The sequence below is a fragment of the Mesorhizobium sp. CA8 genome (assembly GCF_020164955.1).
Classification (GTDB): domain Bacteria; phylum Pseudomonadota; class Alphaproteobacteria; order Rhizobiales; family Rhizobiaceae; genus Mesorhizobium.
In genome coordinates this window covers 58,302-76,574 of the sequence record NZ_JAIUHG010000033.1, presented here as the reverse complement: position 1 = coordinate 76,574, position 18,273 = coordinate 58,302, and the positions used below count along the sequence as shown (strand labels likewise).

Here is an 18,273-nt window from a genome sequence, read left to right as displayed (position 1 = left end):
GATGGGCCGCCATCACAGGATAGGTGCGCCTGCAATCCGGCCTGAGGCCACACCGCCACCCTCAATTCCACCCCAAAAGCCAAAACGGAGCGAGACCTCGCGACCAAATCGCTCCGCGAGCCTGTCCTCGCTAACTGCGCAACAGGCCCACACAAGGGGAGAAGGGGGGCCGGTGCTTGCCAAACGCCATCGCCCTGCTATTCTTGCTGCTAAAATAATTTCACACACAGGCAAACTTGTTTCTCGCTCGGAGGAGGGTTTGAGATGAGCCAGTCGCCCTACCCTGCCGTCCTGTCCGGACCGCCGCGTCCGAGCCTGATCCTGAGGCCCGGCGAGATCAGCCTGCCGCCGGGCGTGGAACGATATACTGTCCAGGGCAATGGCGCAGTGCTCATCGACGTCGAGGCGGGCGACAGCGTCAGCGTGAGCAATGTCGAGGGCGGCCAGCCTTGCGAGCTGCTGGCCTGGGACAAATCAGGCGCGACCGATCCCGGCATTTTCGGCGAGCGGTCGAACAGCAACGCCGCCGGCATCAAGGCGCTGCTTGCCGAGGGCGACGACAGCCTCTCGGCGCTGCGTCTCAGCCTTGAGCGCCGCAAGGTGGAGCTCGACCAACCGAAGGCCGTGCGTGTGTTCGGCGGCGCCACGCCCGCCGGCACCGAGCAGAGCTTTGCCATTCAGCGCGACGGCGCGCTGCTGATCGCCGCGCCAGGCGGGCCGATGCTGGTCGACGGCCACAACACCGCGACGCCGCTGGCTGTTCTGGTGCGCCGCGCCACCATCCGCCTGAAGACGAGGTCGCAGCTTCCCGATCCGCTTGCCGATCCCGTGCTTGATCTTCGGGTGAAGTCGGCGACCGCCGAGGCCTATTTCGTCAAGGCCGGCGACTATCTGCAGATCATCGATGTCGATGGCCGGCAATGCACCGACTTCCAGTGTTTTTCAGCGCGCAAGCTGGACATGGGCCGCGACCTGCCGCTCGACGTGACGACCACCCGTACGCTGATGGGTTCGGCCTACCCGATGCCTGGCCTGCATTCGAAATATTGCGACCAGGACATGGAGCCGCTGGTCGAGGTGGTGCAGGACACGTGTGGCCGGCACGACGCCTTCGCGCTTGCCTGCGCCGCCAAATATTACGACGACATCGGCTATCCCGGACACACAAATTGCTCGGAGAATTTCAACAAGGCGCTGTCGGACAAGGGTGTGACGCCCCGCGCCGGCTGGATGGCGATCAACTTCTTCTTCAACACGGCGATCGATGCGCATGGCGTGATGGTGTCGGACGAGCCGTGGTCGCGACCCGGCGACTATGTACTCTTGAGAGCCCTGACCGATGTCGTCTGCGTCTCCTCGGCCTGCCCGGACGACACCACGCCTGCCAATGGCTGGGACCTTACCGATATCCATGTGCGCGCCTATTCCGGCCAGCACAAATTCTCGCGAGCGATCGCCAGACGCATGAAGCCCGATTCGGAACCGAAAATGACCCGCGAGACAGCCTTTCATTCGAGCTTTGCCAAGCACACGCGCGACTTCGTCGAATATCGCGGTTATTGGCTCGCCAATTCCTTCGCCAAGGAAGGCCCAATCGCCGAATACTGGGCCTGCCGGCAGGCCGCCGTGATTATGGACCTGTCGCCACTGCGCAAGTTCGAGGTCACCGGGCCGGACTCCGAAGCACTGCTGCAATACACGCTGACCCGCGACGTCAAGAAGCTTGGGATCGGCCAGGTCGTCTATACGGCGATGTGCTACGAGCACGGCGGCATGATCGACGACGGGACGTTGCTCAGGCTCGGCAAGGATAATTTCCGCTGGGTCGGAGGCGACGATCTTTCCGGCGAATGGCTGCGCGAGACGGCGAAAAAGCTCGGTCTCAACGTGCTGGTGCGCTCCTCCACCGACCAGATGCACAACATCGCCGTGCAGGGCCCGAAGAGCCGCGACATATTGAAGGAAGTGGTCTGGACCTCGCCGGTGCAGCCCTCGATCGGCGAGCTCGAATGGTTCCGCTTCACCGTCGCGCGCATCGGCGGCGGCAATGGCGTGCCCGTTGTCGTCTCGCGCACCGGCTATACCGGCGAGCTCGGTTACGAGATCTGGTGCCATCCGCGCGACGCCGAAAAAGTGTTCGACGCCGTCTGGGAGGCCGGCCAGCAGCACGGGCTGAAGCCGATGGGCCTGCAGGCGCTCGATATGGTGCGCATGGAGGCCGGGCTGATTTTCGCCGGTTACGAATTCTCCGACAAGACCGATCCGTTCGAGGCTGGCATTGGCTTCACCGTGCCGCTCAAGACCAAGGCCGACGATTTCATCGGCCGCGACGCGCTGATCCGGCGCAAGGAGCATCCGCAACACAAGCTCGTCGGCCTCGACATCGATGCCAATGTCGCAGTCGGCCACGGCGACTGCGTCCATGTCGGCCGCGCCCAGATCGGCGTCGTCACCTCCGGCATGCGTTCGCCGGTGCTTGGCAAGACCATCGCGCTGGCACGGCTCGACGTCACCCACGCCGAGATCGGCACGGAGGTCGAGATCGGCAAGCTCGACGGCCACGCCAAGCGGCTGCCGGCGCGGGTCGTCGCCTTCGCCCATTACGATCCGCAGAAGACCAAGCCACGTTCCTGATAAGGCTCCCAAGGCCATGTCCGACCCGCCGCCCGCCGCCACCCGCGGCGGACGGCCGACCTCTGGCAAGCAGGGTGTGCATGACATCACAAAACGCTTGACGCGAAAGCGCGCCGGATCAATCTTCACTCTTAAGAAAAAAATACGACTGAGTGGAAACACGACAGTCGCTCGATGATTTGCCGGGGAGCAAGCTTCGCCAGAGCCGAAGCGTCGCCGGCGGGGAACAACAAAAGGGGAAGACACAAGATATGAGCACGATAGCCACGGCCCTCGAGCAGCCTGCCGAAAGCAAGCTGCTCAGGCACATCGACTGGCGCGGCGCCTTCTGGGTGGCAAGCGGCGTTCCGGCACTGGTCCTGTTTTCGATCGGCGGCATTGCCGGCACGACCGGAAAGCTCGCCTTCCTGATCTGGACGGTGTCCATGATCATGGGCTTCCTGCAGTCCTTCACCTATGCCGAGATCGCCGGCCTGTTCCCGAACAAGTCGGGCGGCGCGTCGATCTATGGCGCCACGGCCTGGTTGCGCTATTCGAAATTCATCGCGCCGCTTTCGGTGTGGTGCAACTGGTTCGCCTGGACGCCGGTGCTGTCGCTCGGCTGCTCGATCGCTGCCGCCTATATCCTCAACGCGCTGGCGCCGGTGCCGATCTTCACCGACGCCTCGCCGGAAGTGGTCGCCTATATCGCCGCGCATGCCGGGACGGCTCCGGCCGACGCCATCGCCGCGGTGACCACGGCCGCGACGCCGGCGATCCGCACATGGTCGCTGTGGGGTCATACGCTGGGCCCGGTGTCCTTCACTTTCAACGCTACCTTCTTCATCGGCGCGGTGCTGATGCTGATCATCTTCTCGATCCAGCATCGCGGCATCCTCGGCACGGCCAGCGTGCAGAAATATATCGGCCTGCTGGTCATTATCCCGATGCTGATCGTCGGCGTCGTGCCGATCTTCACCGGCCAGATCGACTGGGCGAATTTCTCACCGCTGGTGCCGCTGGCCGCCGCCTATGCGCCTGATCCGGGCTCCTGGAACATCGCCGGCTGGACGCTGGCGCTTGGCGGCATGTTCATCGCCGCATGGTCGACTTACGGCTTCGAAACCGCGGTCTGCTACACGTCGGAATTCAAGAACCCTGGCACCGACACCTTCAAGGCGATCTTCTATTCCGGCCTGCTCTGCATGCTTTTGTTCATCCTGGTGCCCTTTACCTTCCAGGGCGTGCTGGGCTTGAACGGAATGCTGGCGACGCCGATCGTCGATGGCTCGGGGGTCGCCGACGCGCTGGCCGGCATGGTCGGCGGCGGCAAGCTGATCCACAGCCTGCTGGTCATGCTGATGATCCTGGCGCTGGTGCTGTGCATCATGACAGCGATGGCCGGCTCCTCGCGCACGCTCTACCAGGGTTCGGTCGATGGATGGCTGCCGCGTTATCTCAGCCACGTCAACGAGCACGGCGCGCCGACGCGGGCCATGTGGACCGACCTCTGCTTCAACCTGATCGTGCTGGCGATCGCCTCTGCAGACGCGACGAGCTTCTTCTTCATCCTCGCCGTGTCGAACTGCGGTTACATCATCTTCAACTTCCTCAACCTCAATGCCGGCTGGATCCATCGCATCGACAACGGCCACATCAATCGTCCCTGGAAAGCGCCGACCTGGCTGCTCGGCATCGGCGCCATCTTCGCCTATGTCAACGCGATCTTCATGGGCGCCGGCGCCAAGGTGTGGAACCCGATGGCGCTGTGGGCCGGCCTGATCACCGCCGCCTTGATCATCCCGGTGTTCTGCTTCCGCCACTACATCCAGGACAAAGGCAAGTTCCCCGAACACATGCTGGCCGACCTCGGCATGGCGGGGGCCGACCTCTCGGTCAAGAAGGCGGGCATGCTGCCTTACCTGACGCTGATCGCCGGCGTGGCGGTGATGCTGATCGCCAACTGGGTGTTCGTCATCTGACACGGCAGCCCGAAAACAGACGGGCGCGCCTCGGCGCGCCCGTTATCTTTTGGGCAATCGTTTCAATCGCCGCGTCAACCTGCTTTGCAGCCGGCCGCTTCTTCGAAGAACCGACCCCGGAGCATTTTTCGCCCGGCAGACCCTCAATGCGATCATCCGCCGCCGGCTTTTACCGACGGCGGATGATCCCAGGTCGCCACGTCTATTTCTATTCCGCGGCCAGCGCGAGTTGCGGCCGTTCGATGCCTTCGACCGTCTCCGGCTCGGGCGCCTGCTCATCGGTCTTGGCCTTCTTCGGCGCGCGGCCGAAGAACAGCGCGTAGCCCGCCGGCAGCACCAGGATGGTGAGCACGGTCGCCACCAGGATGCCGCCCATCATGGCGTAGGCGAGCGGCCCCCAGAAGACGGCGCGCGAGATCGGGATCAGCGCCAGCACGGCGGTGAGCGCCGTCAGCATGATCGGCCGGAAGCGGCGCACGGCAGCACCCACAATCGCTTCCGATCGCTCCATGCCGGCCGCGATATCCTGGTCGATCTGGTCGACCAGGATGATCGAGTTGCGCATGATGATGCCGAGCAGCGCGATGACGCCGAGGATCGCGACGAAGCCGAAGGGCGCGCCGCTGATCAGCAGCGCCGCGGCGGCGCCGATGATGCCGAGCGGACCCGTGGCCAGCACCAGCATCGACTTGCCGAAATGCTGCAGTTGGATCATCAGCAGCACGACGATGATGGCGAGCATGATCGGCGCCTTGGCGGCGATCGAGGCCTGGCTTTCGGCCGAATCCTCGGCGCCGCCCTGGATCTCGATCTTGTAGCCGGGCGCCAAGCCGGCGCGCAGGTCCTTCATGTCGTTATACATCTTGGTGACGACGTCGTTCGACTGCACGCCATCCGGCAGCGTGGCGCGCACGCTGATCGTCGGCAGGCGGTCGCGCCGCCATTCGACGCCCTGCTCCATGACGGGCACGACCTTGGCCACCTGCGAGAGCGGCACCGAGCCGCCGAAATCGGTCGGGATATAGACCGAGTCGACCGAAGACAGCAGGTGACGGGTCGCATCCGGCTCGCGGGCGACGATCGAGACCGTCTCCTCGCCGTCGCGGAAGTCGTCGAGCGGGGCGCCGGACATCGTCGCCTGCAGCATCTGGCGGATGCGCTGCGAGGTGACGCCAAGCGCCCGGGCGCGATCCTGGTCGATCACCAGCTTCATCGCCGGCACCGGCTCCAGCCAGTCGTCATGGATGGCGCCGAGCAGCGGATTGGCCTGGAACCTCGCCTTCACCTCGTCGGCGATGCGGCGCACCTCCTGGCGGTCCGGGCCCATGATCCGCATCTGCACCGGCCAGCCGGTCGGCGGGCCGAGGAAGAGGCGGTCGACCTTGCCGCGGATCGAGGGGAAGTCCTGCGCCAGGATCTTGCGCATCTTGACGATCAGCCGCTCGCGCGCCGGCTCGTCCTTGGCCATCACCAGGAGCTGGGCGAAGTTGGGATTCCTGAGCTGCTGGTCGAGCGGCAGGAAGAAGCGCGGCGCGCCTTCGCCGATATAGGTGGCGATGAAGCGCTTATCGGGATCGTCCATCATCTTGGCTTCCAGCGCCTTGGCCTGGTTCTCGACCTCCTTGATCGAGGTGCCTTCCGGCAGCCACAGGTCGACCAGGATTTCCGGGCGCGAGGATTGCGGGAAGAAGTTCTGCGGGATGAACTGGAAGGCCCAGAGGCTGGTGGCGAAGGTGACCAGCGTCATCACCAGAACGATGATGCGGTGGCGCACGGCCCAGGCGACCGTCGCGCGCAGGCGCCGGTAAAAGCGCGTGTCGAAGACATCGTGATGGGTGCCGGCATGCTTGCGCTGCTTGAGGATCATGTAGCCCAGCCACGGCGTGAAATAGACCGCGACGAACCACGACACGATCAATGCTATGCCGACGACGTAGAACAGCGTGCGCACATATTCGCCGGCAGTCGACGCTGCAAAGCCAACCGGGATAAAGCCGGCCGTGGTGATCAGCGTGCCGGTGAGCATCGGGAACGCCGTCGAGGTATAGGCGAAGCTCGCCGCCTCGATCTTGACCAATCCCTCCTCCAGCTTTCGCTCCATCATCTCGACGACGATCATGGCGTCGTCGACCAAAAGACCGAGCGCAATGATGAGCGCGCCGAGCGAGATGCGCTGCAGGTCGATGCCGATCTCGTACATGATGGCGAAGGTGGCGGCCAAGACGAGCGGGATGGCGATGGCGATCACCAGGCCCGAGCGCCAACCGATCGACAGCAGCGAGACTGCAAGCACGATGAGCAGCGCTTCGCCGAGCGCCTCCATGAACTCGTTGACGGCATCCTTCACGACCTCGGGCTGGTCGGAGATCTGGTCGACCGAAACCCCATAGGGCAGCCCTGCCTCGAAGCGCTGGTAGGTCGCCTCGACGTCCTTGCCGACATCTCTGACGTTGAAGCCCTTGGCCATGACTACGCCGACCTGGACGCTCTCATGGCCGTTGAAGCGGTATTTGCGGTCGTAAGGATCCTCGAGGCCGGAAGAGACGGTGGCGATGTCGCCGAGGCGCGTCACCTGGTTGCCGGAGCGCAGCCTCAGCTCGCGGATGTCGGCGGCCTTGGTGACGTCGCCCTCGACCGAGATGCGCACCGAGCGCAGACCGGTGTCGACGGAGCCCGCCGGATCGACGGCGTTCTGCCCCTTCACGGCGTTCTGCAGGTCAAGGATGGTCAGGCCGCGCTCGGCCAGCGCCTTGGACGAGACGTCGATATAGATCTTCTCCGGCTGGTCGCCGATGATGACGGCCTTTTCGACGCCCGGCGTCGTCAACAGCATGTCGCGCGCCTGGATGGCGAATTTCTTCAGCTCCGGATAGGTGAAACCGTCGCCGCTGATCGAATGCAGCGTGATGAAAGTGTCGCCAAACTCGTCGTTGAAATAGGGACCGAGCAGGCCTTGCGGCAATTCGTTGGAAATGTCGCCGACCTTCTTGCGCACCTGGTAGAAGGCGTCCTTCACCTCTTCGGCATTGGTGTCGCCCTTGACCTGCAGCGTGATGATCGCGCTGCCGGCGCGGGTGTAGGAGCGCACGAAATCCAGATGCGGCGTTTCCTGCAGCTTGCGCTCGATCTTATTGACGACCTGGTCCTCCATGTCCTGGATCGAGGCGCCCGGCCAGATCGCCTGCACCACCATGACGCGGAAGGTGAAGTCGGGGTCTTCCTTCTGGCCCATGCGCATCAGGCCGAGCACGCCGGCAAGGATGATCAACCCGAACAGGAAGCGCGCGATGCTCGGATGTCCGATCGCCCAACGCGAAAGATTGAAGGGCCGCTTTTCAGTGCTGCTGTCGGTGGTGGTCATGGCACACGTCCAGTCCAATTGATCGGCAAGGCACGCTCGCTTGGCATGCCGCTTCTAGTTCGGTGGGCTTCCGGGCGGCGAGACCCCTCAAGCGGAGAGAGACTCGCAAATCGCGCTGGACGCGGCACTGCTGCGGGGGAGCCAACATGCCGGCATCTCACGATCGGGCGTTCGCCGCCCGGAACCCATGCCTCCCCCGGCTCGCGGCTGACACCGCGAGAGCGGGAAAGGCGTCTGTTGCGCCTGACTTCAGGTCTCAATTCGATGCATGTCGTTGTCCCAAAACCGCTTCGCACTTTTGGGCGACAAGCATCAGTGCAGGCTGCCGGTCGTAGCGACGTCGTTCTCCGCCGAGGCGGATTGCTGGGCGTCGCCGGAAAGCTTGACCTTCAGATTGTCGGTCATGAACTGGGTGCCGGCCGCGACCACGACGTCGCCCTGTTTCAGGCCGTCGGCAACGGCAACGCCGTCGACGGTGAAATTGGCCACCTTGATCGGACGCGGATGCACCGTGTCGGAGGCGCGATCGACCGTCCAGACGATCTGCTTGCCGTCCTTCTCGGCCATCGCCGTCAGCGGGATCGAGACGAGCTGCGTCTTGCTGCCGACGGTCGCCTGGACATTGGCGGTCATGCCGAGCAGCACGCGCGGGTCGTTGGGCAGCGAGACCCGGACAGCGAAGGTGCGCGACTGCGGATCGGCGCTGCCGGCGACCTCGCGGACCTTTCCGTCAAGCGTCAGCCCTTCCTCCGACCAGAAGCTCGCCTTGACCTCCTTGCCGGGCTTAAAGCCGGCGATGTCCATTTCCGGCACCGCGATCGATACTTCCTTCTCGCCGTCGACCGCGACCGTTATGACCGGGGTGCCAGCGGCGACCACCTGGCCGACATCGGCGGAGATGGCGGTGACGATGCCGTTCTTGCTGGCTTTCAGATCGGCGTATTTAACCTGGTTCTGTGCCTGGGCCAGCGCCGAGCGGGCGGCGTCGCGGGTTGCCACCGCCTGGTCGTAGGTCAGTCGCGCCTGGTCGAGCTGCGACTTCGGCGCGAAATTCTTGGCATAGAGTTGCTCGGCGCGCTTCCTGGCGAGGTCGACTGTCTCGACCTGGCGCTCGGCGGCGTCGAGGCTGGCCGCAGCGCTCTTGACCGACAGCTCGTAATCGGCAGGATCGACGCGGGCGAGCACATCGCCCTCATTCACATGCTGCCCGATATCGACCAGACGCTCGGTGACCTTGCCGGCGATGCGGAAGCCGAGATTCATCTCGGTGCGGGCGCGCACCGAGCCGGAATAATCGAGCTGACGCGTGGTCTGCGCCTCGCCGATCTCGACCACCTTCACCGGTCGGAGGACTTCCTGGACGACCTCCGCCTTTTCCTGGCTGCAGCCGGCAAGGCCGAGCACTGCTGCGATGACGGCGGCGGTTGGGAGGCCAGCGGCCGGCAGCCTTCGAACGATGGAACTAGGGAGGATGGAACTGGACAAAGACACCTTAGCACTCCCGAACTGGAGATGATTTATCGACCGCACCCGGCGGACGGCTTCTATTTCAAGGCTCTGATGGCGTAGTCGATAAGTTCGTCGGGCATTGCCCGATTGGTCTTAGCAAGACACTGCGCCACCATTTGCGGATGGCACAGAATGACGGTGGCGGCGCCGAAGCAGCGCGCGGCCGTCTCCGGGTCCTGCTCCCTGAACTCGCCGGCCTCGATGCCCTCGCGGATCACCTCGGCGAAGAGGTCGTGGATGCTGTTGACATGCTTGTCGATAACGGACCAGTCGCGCTCCAGCGCGACGATGACCATCTCGTGCACCTTCTCCTGGTCCAGCATGACCTCCAGCGTCATCTTGTACTGGGCATGGATGTAGCGGCGCAGTCGTTCCTCGGCGCTGACCGGGAGGTGCATGATCTCGTAGGCCATGTTGTAGCTGGCGCCGAGCATGCGGCCGCATACGGCCTGGTGGATTTCGACCTTGGAAGCAAAGAAGCGGTAGATGTTGGCCGGCGACATGCCAAGCTCGCGGGCGATGTCGGCAACGTTGGTCTTGCCGTAGCCGTAGTGGCGGAACAGCCGCTCGGCACAGTCGAGAATGCGGGTCACATTCTCCTGTCTGGCGGGGTCTGCCACGATGTTGCCAGCTTCGGACATGACACTTTCGTTTGATGAGTGACGAATTTCAATTTTCGTCAGTCGTAAAACGAAAGCAGCGCGGAGTCAACGCGAAATCGACGTACGCGTATAATTTGGGGACAGATGGTGACAGGAACAAGCATGCGATGAGCGATGTTGGCCGGTTGCATACTGCGGCTGTGACGTCGTCATCCACGGGCGGAGCAAGAGCGAAGCGTAATCGATACTAGGGTTTCCGCGCGTCGCGTCGCGACTGCTCCACCCTAGGATGACGACCTCACAGGGGCCGGCGAAAATTGTCGGACTCCTGGGGGCTGCGCTCACGCCCCCTTCGCCATTTCCCGCAACCTGAACTTCTGGATCTTCCCCGTCGAGGTCTTCGGGATTTCGGCGAACACCACCGCCTTCGGCACCTTAAAGCGGGCGAGCAGCCCTCGGCAATGCTCGATGATCTCGGCCTCGGTCGCGGTCTTGCCGGGTTTCAGCTCGACATAGGCGACCGGCACCTCGCCCCATTTCTCGTCGGCGCGGGCAACCACACCGCAGGATGCAACCGAGGGATGCTTGTAGAGCGCATCCTCGACCTCGATGGAGGAGATGTTCTCGCCGCCCGAGATGATGATGTCCTTGGAGCGGTCCTTGAGCTGGATGTAGCCGTCGGGATGCATGACGCCGAGATCGCCGGAGTGGAACCAGCCGCCGGCGAAGGCTTCGTCGGTGGCCTTGCGATTCTTCAGATAGCCCTTCATGACGATGTTGCCGCGGAACATGACTTCGCCGATGGTCTCGCCATTGGCCGGCGTTTCGACCATCGTCTCCGGGTTCATCACCGTGAGGCCCTCGAGCGCGGCATAGCGCACGCCCTGGCGCGCCTTCTTCGCCGTCCTCGGTCCCTTCTCCAGCGCGTCCCACTCATTGTGCCATTCGTTGACGACGGCCGGGCCGTAGGTCTCGGTCAGGCCGTAGAGATGGATGACGGCGAAGCCGGCATCGGCCATGCCGGAAAGCACGGCCTCCGGCGGGGGTGCTGCGGCGGTGTTGAAGGTGACGGTCTGCGCGAACTGGCGCTTGTCCTCGTCCTTCGCATTGATCAGCACCGACATGACGATCGGCGCGCCGCACAGATGGGTGACGCCATGATCGGCGATGGCGTCATATATCGGCTTTGCCCGCACCCAGCGCAGGCAGACATGGGTGCCGGCCTGCACGGCCAAGGTCCAGGGAAAGCACCAGCCGTTGCAATGGAACATCGGCAGCGTCCAGAGATAGACCGCGTGCTTGGCCATGCCGGCATGGATAGTGTTGGTGTAGGCCATAAGCGCCGCGCCGCGGTGATGATAGACGACGCCCTTCGGATTGCCCGTCGTGCCGGAGGTGTAGTTGAGCGAGATGGCGTCCCATTCGTCGTCGGGCATCGACCAGGCAAAAGCCTCATCGCCGCCGGCGAGAAAATCTTCGTAGTCGAGCGTGCCGATCCGCTCGCCCTTCGGATAGGGCGCATCGGCGGCATAGTCCGGATCGTCATAGTCGATGACCAATGGCCTGGCCTTGGCCAAGGCCAGCGCCTCCTTGACGACGCCTGAGAACTCGCGGTCGACGATCAGCACCTTGCTGTCGGCATGGTCGAGCTGGAAAGCGATGACGGCGGCATCCAGGCGCGTGTTCAGCGAATGCAGCACCGCCTTCACCATCGGCACGCCGAAATGCGCTTCCAGCATCGGCGGCGTGTTTGACAGCATCACCGTCACCGTATCGCCCTTGCCGATGCCATGTTTCGCAAGCGCCGAGGCGAGCTTCAGCGAGCGGCGCCAGAAGCCGCGGTAGGTTATGCGCTGGCTGCCGTGAATAATGGCGATGTGGTCGGGATAGGTCTTGGCCGCTCGCTCAAGATAAGTGAGCGGCGTCAGCGGTTGGTGATTGGCGGCGTTCCTGGCGAGATCCTGTTCGTAAGGATTGGCCATCCCGTTCTCCCCGATGTTCTTTTCGAGCTTTCTAACCGTAGGCCCGCCGCCGCGCTATCCCCCTTCCGCGGCTGAAAATGCTATGCTGCGCCGGCTTGGTAGAATGGCGATCCGGATTGAGCCGCGCCGCGAGGCGATTGCGACGCGCGCAAGCAAATTTGACTTTTGTCGAGAGCCGTGACTAATGTCAGCCGAGGAGGCGGCATGGCGATCAGACCGGCAGAACAGCTCATCCACAAGGCCGCCTGGCTTTACTATGCGCACGGCCTTCGCCAGGATGAAGTGGCGAGCCAGCTCAACATTTCACGCGCCTCGGTCGCCATGTATCTGCGCAAGGCGCGCGAGACCGGCATCGTCAACATCTCGACCTCGACGCAGCTCTTCACAGACGACGCCATGGCGCGGCGGCTGGAGGATGCTTTCGGCCTGGATGCTGTCTGGATCGCGCCGGAAAATGCCTATCTCGCCGATCCCTCGACCGATATCGCGGTGCTGGCGGCGAGCGTCTTCCTCGAACTGGCGAAGAAGGGCGACCGCATCGGCGTCGCCTGGGGCCGCACCGTCTACACTATCGCTGACATCATGTCCTTTGCCGACCTGCAGGACGTCACGGTGGTGCAGCTCTGCGGCAATCTCGGCGCGCCTTATTCCTATCGGCCCGACCAGTGCACGATGGAGATCGCGCGCCGGCTCAATGCCAAGGGCCTGAACTTCTACGCACCTCTGGTGCTGTCGACGGAAGAGCTGGCGAAAAGCTTGCGCGCCGAGCCGGTGATCCGCGATCAGCTGGCCGGCATCGCCGATTGCGATCTGGCGCTCTATTCCGTCGGCGCGGTCGACGCCGACAGCCATCTGGTGAAATGCGGCGCGCTGTCGCCGGCCGAGATGGAAGCGCTGCGCAGCCAGGGTGCGGCCGGCGTCATCGCCGGGCAGATCATCGACGCCAGGGGCGAGATTCTAGACTGCAGCTACAACCGACGCGTCATCTCAGCCGAGCTCGCCTCGCTGCGCGCCATCGAGAAGCGACTGATGGTGGTGCAGGAAGACAGCAAGTTCGAGCCGCTGCTTGCGGCCATCGCCGGCGGGCTGTGCACGCATCTGGTGGTCGGCGCGCATATGGCCGAGCGCCTGCTTCAGCACGCCGGCGCGGCAACGAAAAAGGCCTCGTAGAAAATCACCCTCGCCGCTTCTGTCATCACGACGTCGCGGCCTTCTGTTCATGAGCAAGAAAAGACGGAATCGGACGGATCGACATGCAAAACCTTTGGAATGACGCCGACGCGGAAAAGATGGTTGCCGACTATGCCAGGAAGGGCGTCGGCCGCGACCTTGCGCTGCGCGTCTACACGACCCGCCTGCTCGGCGGCGAGCCGCGCCTGGTGCTGCATGGCGGCGGCAACACCTCCTGCAAGACCAAAGCCACCGATCTCGTCGGCGACGAATGGGACGTGCTCTGCGTCAAGGGCAGCGGCTGGGACATGGCGGTCATCGAGCCGCAAGGCCTGCCGGCGGTGAAAATGGGCGCGCTGCTCAAGGCGCGCTCCCTGGACAAGCTCTCCGACGAGGACATGGTGGCGCTGCAGCGCTCCAACCTCATCGATCCATCCTCGCCCAACCCGTCGGTCGAAACGCTGCTTCATGCCTTCCTGCCGCACAAGTTCGTCGACCACACGCATTCGACAGCGATCCTCGCCATCGTAGACCAGGAAGACAGCAAGGCACTGGTGAAAAAGGTGTTCGGCGACAAAATGGGTTACGTGCCCTACATCAAGCCGGGCTTCGACCTCGCCAAGGCTGCGGCGGAAATCTTCGACGCCGACCGAAAAGTCGAGGGCCTGATCCTCGACAAGCATGGCATCTTCACCTTCGGCGACGATGCCAAACAGGCCTACGACCGCATGATCCACTATGTGACCATGGCCGAGGACTATGTCGCCAAAAACGGCAAGCCGCAGCCGGCCAAGGCAGCATTGCCGGCAAAGCTCGCCAAGCCCAGCGACATCGCGCCGACGCTGCGCGGCGCCGTTGCCGTGGCGCGCGGCGAAGGCCGCTTCGACCGCATGATCAGCGACTTCCGCACCTCGGACGCGATCGTCGACTTCATCAATTCCGCCAAGATCGCCGAGTTGGCCGGGCGCGGGGTATCGACCCCGGACCTGTCGATCCGCATCAAGACCGGACCGATGGCGGTACCGGCGCCCGACGCCGACAAGCTCGGCGACTACAAGGCTGTCATCCGCAGCCATGTCGATGCCTTCGTCAAGGACTACACCGCCTATTTCGAGACCAATGACGCGCTGGACGATGTCAAGCGCACCATGCTTGACCCGATGCCGCGCCTGACGCTGGTGCCGGGCCTCGGCATGTTCGGCCATGGCCGCACGCTGAAGGATGCCAAGATCGCGTCGGATGTCGGCGAGATGTGGATCGAGGCGGTGCGCGGCGCCGAAGCGATCGGCAAATTCCATCCGCTCTCCAAGGCCGACCTCTTTCCGCTCGAATACTGGTCTCTCGAGCAGGCGAAGCTCGCTTCCAACAAGCCGAAGCCGCTGACGGGCCAGGTCGTGCTGATCACCGGCGGCGCCGGCGCCATCGGCGCCGCGACGGCAAAACTGTTCGCGGCCAATGGCGCGCATGCCGTCATTGTCGATCTCGACCCAGCCAAGGCAGCGGAAGCGGCGAAGGCGGCCGGCAACAACTCGATCGGCGTCGGCGCCGACATCACCAAGCCGGCCGAAATGCGCGCTGCCTTCGACAAGGCGGTCGCGGTCTATGGCGGCGTCGATATCCTGGTCTCGAATGCCGGCGCCGCCTGGGAAGGCCGCATCGGTGAATTGGACGACGCGACGCTGCGCAAAAGCTTCGAGCTCAATTTCTTCGCGCACCAGTCGGCGGCGCAGAACGCGGTGCGCATCATGCTGGAACAGGGCACGGGCGGCGTTCTCCTCTTCAACACCTCCAAGCAGGCGATCAATCCCGGCCCGAAATTCGGCGCCTACGGCATCCCGAAAGCCGCGACATTGTTCCTGTCGCGGCAATATGCGCTTGACTACGGCGCCTACGGCATCCGCTCCAATGCGGTCAACGCCGACCGCATCCGCTCGGGTCTTCTGACCGATGCGATGATCGCCAGCCGTTCCGGCGCGCGCGGCGTGTCTGAAAAGGAATACATGTCCGGCAATCTGCTCGGGCAGGAAGTGACGGCCGACGACGTCGCGCAGGCCTTCCTGCATCAGGCGCTGGCCGAGCGCACCACGGCGAATGTGACGACAGTGGACGGCGGCAACATCGCGGCAGCGTTGCGCTGAACATTTAGGCATGCCTTGGAGCGGTCCTTCGTTTCGTGAAAACGAAGAGCCGCTCCATGTCCCTGGTTGACGCAGTTTGGGATCGAGGCTTTTCACGCTTCTGCTGAGGAACTGCTCGAACCCGTCAAAATCCACACCAATCCTTCGCGTATTGCTCAGCCAGTTTAAGGGCGCCTCGTGTTTAGCATGCGGGGCTCCAACCCTGATCATTGGTGGAGCTCCAGATGGCGGCGAAAAGACTTCGTATTGGCGTGCTCTTCGGCGGGCGCTCCGCCGAGCATGAAGTATCGCTGCTTTCAGCAACCAACGTCATGGCTGCCTTGGAGCCGGCGAAATACGATGCCGTTCCGATCTTCGTCACCCGCGAAGGGCAATGGCTGCAGAGCCGCTTCGAGGATGGCGCGCTGGCGACGCCGTCGGCCGGCACGCAGCTCTGCCTGGTGCCGGGCGGCCATGGGCGGATGCTGGCGATCCCGGCCGGCGGGGCACCCCACGACCTGCCCGCCATTGATATCCTGTTTCCGGTCCTGCACGGTCTGCATGGCGAGGACGGCGCGGTGCAAGGCCTGGCCGAGGTGGCACGCGTGCCGCTCGCCGGCTGCGGCATACTGGGTTCCGCGACGGCGCTCGACAAGGATATTGCCAAGCGGCTGCTGAAGGCGGCCGGACTGCCTGTGGCGCGCTCGGTGACGATCGGTGAAGGTGCGGCGCCTTCGCTCGCCGAACTGGAAGACCAGCTTGGCCTGCCGCTGTTCATCAAGCCGGCGCGGCAGGGCTCGTCGGTCGGCGTCGCAAAGGTCAACGCCAGCCAGGAATTCGATCGGGCCCTGACCGAAGCCTTCCAGCATGATCGCAAGCTGCTGGCGGAGGAATTCGTCCGTGGCCGCGAGATCGAATACAGCGTGCTGGAGAGCCCCGCGGGCGAACTCTTCGTCTCGCGGCCGGGCGAGATCGTGCCCGCGGAGAGCCACGGTTTCTACGACTACAACGCCAAATATATCGACGAGAATGGCGCGGCCTTGATTGTGCCAGCCGAGCTGCCGCAGGAGGTCGAGGATGCCATGCGCGATATGGCCGCAAGGGCGTTCAGGGCGCTCGGCTGCGATGGCATGGCCCGCGTCGACTTCTTCCTGATGCCGGACATGAATTTTCTGATCAACGAACTCAACACCATTCCCGGCTTCACCAACATCAGCATGTACGCCAAGGCCATGGCGGCGAGCGGCGTCAGCTATCCGGAGGTCATCGACCGTCTGGTGGCGCATGGGCTGGCGCGCGCCGGCCGGTGAAAAAGACCTGAGGATACGAAATCTCCGCAGCGGCCAGTTGGCCATGTCGCCGCGTCACTCCGGCAGGCCAGCCTTGCGGAAGCCGTCGACGAAATGCTCAAGCGTCGCGTCGTCACGAAACGGCTCCGTCTCGACCCAGCGCTGCGTGGAGAAATGCGGATTGCCGACGAGGAACAGCGCGACCTCGGTGCGCGCCTCGTCGAGACGGCCGAGCTGCGCCAGGCTTGCCGCGAGGAAGCGGCGCGAGGAGGTGCGGTACGTCTCGTCGCGGCGCAGCGTCTCGACGGCGGCTTCGTAGTCGCGAGCCGCATACTGCGCCTGGCCGAGCGTCAAATAATACCAGCTCGGCGGAAACGGGTTCAGCCGGAACGCCTTGCGGATGTGTTCGAGACTCAAGTCCACCTGCCCGGCCAGCACCTCGATGTCGGACAGGGTCGCCCAAATATCGGCCTCGTTCGGATCGAGCTCGATCGCCTTCGCGAACTCAATTTCGGCCTGTTCGAAATCGCGTTCATAGGCGAGCAAATTAGCCAGCACCCAGCGGCAGCCGGCATCGTTCGGGTCGATCGCCACGGCCTTGCGCGCCAGTTCCAGGGCCGTGCTGCGGGTGGGCTCGAATGGCTCGCCCCAATGCACCCAGTCCATCCAGTGGTTCATGGCGAGCCAGCGATAGGCCTCCGCGTAGTCGGGATCGAGCGAGATCGCGCGCGTCAGCATCAGATGCGCTTCGCGCGCCATTTGCGGTGACTCGTCGAACAGTTTTCGCGCCCGCACGACGAGATCATAGGCTTCGAGGTTCTTCGGCCGGTTGCGCTCCGGCAGCGCGCGCAGCCGCCCGAGCAGCGCCTCGACGATCTTGGCCGTCGCCTCGTCCTGAACGGCGAAAATGTCCTCAAGGCTGCGATCGAAACGCTCCGCCCAGAGATGCTCGCCGCTCAGCGCGTCAATCAGCTGCGCGTTGATGCGCACGCGCCCAGCGGCACGCCTGGCGCTGCCCTCCAGCAGGTAGCGCACGCCGAGTTCCCCGGCGATGGCGCGCACGTCCATGGCCTTGCCCTTGTAGGCAAAGACCGAGTTGCGCGCGATGACGAAGAGGCCCGGGATCCGGGAGAGATCGGTGATCAGGTCTTCGGTCAGGCCGTCGGCGAAAGAATCCTGCTCGGGATCGCTGCTCAGATTGACGAAGGGCAGCACAGCGATCGACGGCTTGTCGGGCAGCGGCAAGGGTTTGCGCGTAGCGTCGGGCTGTTCAACCGTACCGGTGAAGCGATAGCCGACGCGCGGCACCGTGGCGATCCACTCGCCGCCACCGGTCGCCGGGCCAAGCAGCTTCCTGAGCTGCGCGATCTGGACGGTGAGATTGCCTTCTTCGACCGCGGTGCCCGGCCAGGCTGCATCCATCAGCTCGGCCTTGGCCAGGATTTCGCCCGGACGCGCGACGAGCGCTTCCAGCAGCTTCAGCCCGCGGTGACTGGCGGCGATGGGAACATCGCCCCGGAGCAGCGTTCCGGCGCCCGGATCAAGCACGAACGGTCCGAAAGCGAAGCGCGATCCCTGCATGCGGCGATCTATAGAGCAATTCCAGGAAAATTGTGAAGCGGTTAAGTTCGGCGACTTCGCCGTAACC

The 18,273-nt window shown here is 64.0% G+C and carries 10 protein-coding genes; 5 read left to right on the top strand and 5 right to left on the bottom strand.

Annotation, left to right across the window (positions count from 1 at the left end):
• Positions 1–264: 264 nt before the first annotated feature.
• Both LB553_RS27255 and LB553_RS27250 read left to right on the top strand, forming a co-directional pair.
• Complete coding sequence (locus LB553_RS27255; RefSeq protein WP_224517905.1) at positions 265–2,634, top strand: DUF1989 domain-containing protein; 2,370 nt, start codon at positions 265–267, stop codon at positions 2,632–2,634.
• A 251-nt stretch (positions 2,635–2,885) separates the two neighbouring features.
• Entirely contained in the window at positions 2,886–4,595 is a 1,710-nt protein-coding gene (locus LB553_RS27250; RefSeq protein WP_224517904.1) for an APC family permease, read from the top strand.
• 208 nt (positions 4,596–4,803) lie between these two features.
• Here the strand turns inward: LB553_RS27250 and LB553_RS27245 are convergent, their stop codons facing one another.
• From LB553_RS27245 to LB553_RS27230, 4 genes are all read right to left on the bottom strand, one after another.
• Positions 4,804–7,956: an efflux RND transporter permease subunit gene (locus LB553_RS27245; RefSeq protein ID WP_224517903.1), complete on the bottom strand. Its 3,153-nt coding sequence runs from the start codon at positions 7,954–7,956 to the stop codon at positions 4,804–4,806.
• Between the two features lie 312 nt (positions 7,957–8,268).
• Positions 8,269–9,402, bottom strand: a complete 1,134-nt coding sequence (locus tag LB553_RS27240; protein ID WP_412033383.1) for an efflux RND transporter periplasmic adaptor subunit — start codon at positions 9,400–9,402, stop codon at positions 8,269–8,271.
• A gap of 98 nt (positions 9,403–9,500) precedes the next feature.
• Positions 9,501–10,106, bottom strand: coding sequence for a TetR family transcriptional regulator (locus tag LB553_RS27235; protein WP_224517901.1), 606 nt, complete (start codon positions 10,104–10,106; stop codon positions 9,501–9,503).
• Positions 10,107–10,408: 302 nt separating this feature from the next.
• Positions 10,409–12,049, bottom strand: coding sequence for an acyl-CoA synthetase (locus LB553_RS27230; protein WP_224517900.1), 1,641 nt, complete (start codon positions 12,047–12,049; stop codon positions 10,409–10,411).
• Between the two features lie 204 nt (positions 12,050–12,253).
• Between LB553_RS27230 and LB553_RS27225 the strand changes: the two genes are divergently transcribed.
• The 3 genes from LB553_RS27225 (at position 12,254) to LB553_RS27215 (ending at position 16,646) form a co-directional block, all read left to right on the top strand.
• Positions 12,254–13,219: a sugar-binding transcriptional regulator gene (locus LB553_RS27225; RefSeq protein ID WP_224517899.1), complete on the top strand. Its 966-nt coding sequence runs from the start codon at positions 12,254–12,256 to the stop codon at positions 13,217–13,219.
• Positions 13,220–13,302: 83 nt separating this feature from the next.
• Positions 13,303–15,357, top strand: coding sequence for a bifunctional aldolase/short-chain dehydrogenase (locus LB553_RS27220; protein WP_224517898.1), 2,055 nt, complete (start codon positions 13,303–13,305; stop codon positions 15,355–15,357).
• 224 nt (positions 15,358–15,581) lie between these two features.
• Positions 15,582–16,646 (top strand): D-alanine--D-alanine ligase family protein, encoded by a 1,065-nt coding sequence (locus tag LB553_RS27215; RefSeq protein WP_224517897.1) that lies wholly within the window; start codon positions 15,582–15,584, stop codon positions 16,644–16,646.
• A 54-nt stretch (positions 16,647–16,700) separates the two neighbouring features.
• Here LB553_RS27215 and LB553_RS27210 read toward each other — a convergent pair whose 3' ends face one another.
• Positions 16,701–18,206: a winged helix-turn-helix domain-containing tetratricopeptide repeat protein gene (locus LB553_RS27210; protein WP_224517896.1), complete on the bottom strand. Its 1,506-nt coding sequence runs from the start codon at positions 18,204–18,206 to the stop codon at positions 16,701–16,703.
• Positions 18,207–18,273: the final 67 nt, after the last annotated feature.

Excerpts from the sequence above, each read along its gene's own strand:
- LB553_RS27255 (WP_224517905.1), top strand. The coding sequence starts at position 265 with ATGAGCCAGTCGCCCTACCCTGCCGTCCTGTCCGGACCGCCGCGTCCG.
- LB553_RS27250 (WP_224517904.1), top strand. The coding sequence starts at position 2,886 with ATGAGCACGATAGCCACGGCCCTCGAGCAGCCTGCCGAAAGCAAGCTG.
- LB553_RS27245 (WP_224517903.1), bottom strand. The coding sequence starts at position 7,956 with ATGACCACCACCGACAGCAGCACTGAAAAGCGGCCCTTCAATCTTTCG.
- LB553_RS27235 (WP_224517901.1), bottom strand. The coding sequence starts at position 10,106 with ATGTCCGAAGCTGGCAACATCGTGGCAGACCCCGCCAGACAGGAGAAT.
- LB553_RS27230 (WP_224517900.1), bottom strand. The coding sequence starts at position 12,049 with ATGGCCAATCCTTACGAACAGGATCTCGCCAGGAACGCCGCCAATCAC.
- LB553_RS27225 (WP_224517899.1), top strand. The coding sequence starts at position 12,254 with ATGGCGATCAGACCGGCAGAACAGCTCATCCACAAGGCCGCCTGGCTT.
- LB553_RS27220 (WP_224517898.1), top strand. The coding sequence starts at position 13,303 with ATGCAAAACCTTTGGAATGACGCCGACGCGGAAAAGATGGTTGCCGAC.
- LB553_RS27215 (WP_224517897.1), top strand. The coding sequence starts at position 15,582 with ATGGCGGCGAAAAGACTTCGTATTGGCGTGCTCTTCGGCGGGCGCTCC.
- LB553_RS27210 (WP_224517896.1), bottom strand. The coding sequence starts at position 18,206 with ATGCAGGGATCGCGCTTCGCTTTCGGACCGTTCGTGCTTGATCCGGGC.